General features: G+C 54.1%; 2 protein-coding genes and 1 pseudogene. 1 reads left to right on the plus strand and 2 read right to left on the minus strand.

The features are described from left to right. Positions 1–480: 480 nt before the first annotated feature. Both ACF8AM_RS10700 and ACF8AM_RS10705 read right to left on the minus strand, forming a co-directional pair. Positions 481–1,140 carry a DUF1080 domain-containing protein gene (locus tag ACF8AM_RS10700; protein WP_392555632.1) on the minus strand — a complete coding sequence of 220 codons (660 nt, stop codon included), beginning with the start codon at positions 1,138–1,140 and terminating at the stop codon, positions 481–483. Positions 1,141–1,463: 323 nt separating this feature from the next. Beyond that, positions 1,464–1,631, minus strand: a complete 168-nt coding sequence (locus ACF8AM_RS10705) for a hypothetical protein (protein WP_199169778.1) — start codon at positions 1,629–1,631, stop codon at positions 1,464–1,466. Between the two features lie 277 nt (positions 1,632–1,908). On the opposite strand from ACF8AM_RS10705, the pseudogene ACF8AM_RS10710 reads away from it, so the two are divergent. After that, a pseudogene (locus tag ACF8AM_RS10710) lies at positions 1,909–2,673 on the plus strand (phosphoketolase); the annotation flags it as partial.

Genomic DNA, 2,673 nt, shown 5'->3' on the forward strand with positions numbered 1-2,673 from the left:
GTAGAACGAGGTAAGCAAACCGACGAACGCCATGTTCGATTTTTACACACCCAGATTCAGCAAGACATGCATTGTTCTGCACTGCTTGCGAAGACGCAGTTTGGATCCGATGAGCTTCGTGAGGCAGTGAATCAATCGAGCTCTCCCGTTCAAACTCAAGTGCTCTGGGTCAAATGGTTCGCCCAGCGCGACCCAAATGGAGCCTCGCGTCCTATCACAAGGTCGCCAACCGACCGCTTGATCATCTCGAGGATCGAGGAAGGCCGGAGGAGATACCAAAGAAACAGGTAAACAGATTTGATTCGGCAACCAAACGTGTCACCGGAAAACTCCGTGGCCTCCTTCGACGACAGGGATGACTGGTTGTCGAGCGTCCGAACCTGTAGTTCGGTGGTCTCCCACAGAGTCCAGTCTGAATTCACTGCGAAGGGGCAACGCTGTTTCTGAAGATCGCTTCGGCAAGTCAGCCTTGTTGGGCGACTAGTCGTCCAGTGGCATGACTTCCGATTTTCGGATGTGGACGATGCTGCCGGGGTCGTGTTGTTGGAATGCGAAGTGGCCGGGCCCGTAGGTCTTTTCAAAGTCCATGTATTCGTACAACTCGTTGCCATCGACGGTGATCTTGATGCGCGTCATGTCGCGTCCGCGCCAGTTGTCGTCTTTGACTTCGATCTCGTAGGTGAACCAGGTGTCTGGTTTGACCAACTGCGGGTACACATGGCAGAAACCATACAGCGAACCGGTGCGGATTGGGTCGGTGTGTGTGCTGTCGACTTGGGCTTCGTAACCATCCATGAAACCGGGTTTTCGAGTCGTGCGGAAGTAAACGCCCGAGTTGCCGCCGTCGTTGATTTTGACTTCCGCGCGGTAGCGAAAGTTCTTGTACGGGCCCGTTGTGTTGACCAACATCGACACTCCTCCGGTGCCTTTGATCACGCCATCAACCACTTCCCATTTGCTGTCGTCTCGTCCGACTTTCTCCCAGCCTTCCAGCGATTCACCATCGAACAGAGTTGTCCACTTGGCTGACTCGTCGGCTTTCGCATTGTCTTCCCCTGAAACACTGAGGCCTGCAAATGAAACGGACAGTGCAAGGGCGAGCCCCATCGGATAGCGGAGCGAATGAACAAGGTTCGTCATGTTGTTTCTCTGATGTGACAGAATTGGAAAGACAACTTGCCTGAGACGCGTTGTCGAGCAGGCCGATGTCGAATGATTAAAACTACCGCGGTTGCGTTTGTCCATGGACAGCGGGGCGAACGCGAAGCAAGCAGGCGGGATTCATTAGGGAAATCGAGTCTCCTTGGTATTTCTGGCTTTATTGGTAGACAACCGGGGCTAACGCCGAATGGCTGATGTGGTTGTTCTCGAAGCCTTCTGTTAAGAAACTTCGCGACGTTGCGTTGGATTTTTTTGTCAGCCGCACATTCCGACTGGCTACCGCGAACATTCGAGCGGCGACCTCAACTGTTGGCCGGTGGCTCGGTGACTTTTTCCAATGGTTTGCCGCAACAACGAAATTCGGGTTCGCAGCCCTCGCAGTCGCAGCCTTTGGTCACATGAATCTCCATCTGGCAGTTCACGCATCGGTACATGTCGCCGACTTGAGGTGAGTCTTTTGAAACGGACATGAGAGGTCTCCTTTGTAAAGTGGTATCGATCCCGATCATCGCGTGATCGGATTTCACTCGACGATGACAGCGATTTGTGCGCCGAGCAGATGTTCAGGTTCGAGCCAGTTCCATTTTTTGCCCGCAGCTGCATTTTTCGCTCGCAAGGGAAGTCAGAAACCCTCTCGTCGGCATGCGATTTGATTCACTCTGAGTGGATGTCCATTGAACTCCAAGCGGTGTGCTTGGATGGAGGCTTGAACGTTTGAAATGGCTGGGGCAGCGTCGGAATTGCCCGTTGATTCGCCATAGCAACGCGATCGGCCAGATCCAATCCGCGGCTGTCTCGAAGATGAGAGGAAACACTCACGTGATCCAGCGACCCAGCCTGGCTGATTTGAATTCGTATTGGTTGGCCACCAACTATCTGTCCGCCGCTCAGATTTATCTGCGCGAGAATCCTTTGCTGCAAGAACCGCTGCGCCCGGACCACATCAAGCCTCGGTTGCTAGGACACTGGGGGACGTGTCCCGGTATCAATCTCATCACCACGCACTTGAACCGGTTGATTGTGAACCACGACCAACCAACGTTGCTCATCGCGGGACCGGGGCATGGGGCACCCGCGGTGCTCAGCAATCTATTTTTGGAAGGTTCGCTCGGTGAACGCTATCGCGAATATGAACGTGATGGAGAGGGAGCGAAAAATCTGGTGCGTGATTTTTCTTGGCCCGGCGGTTTCCCGAGTCACCTGACGCCAGCCACGCCGGGGACGATTCACGAAGGTGGCGAGTTGGGCTATGCGTTGGCGACTGCATTTGGTGCGGCGATGGACAACCCTGACTTGTTGGTGGCGTGCATTGTCGGCGATGGCGAAGCAGAAACTGGACCGACCGCTACCGCTTGGCATTTAACGAAGTACCTCAATCCAAAACGCGATGGTGCGGTGTTGCCGATCGTTCATTTGAATCAATACAAGATCGCCAGCCGTACGATCTTCGGCGCGATGTCTGATGAAGAGCTGCGAGATCTCTTTCATGGCTACGGCTATGAACCGATCCTG

This window comes from Rhodopirellula sp. JB055 (assembly GCF_043100905.1).
Taxonomy (GTDB): Bacteria; Planctomycetota; Planctomycetia; order Pirellulales; family Pirellulaceae; genus Rhodopirellula.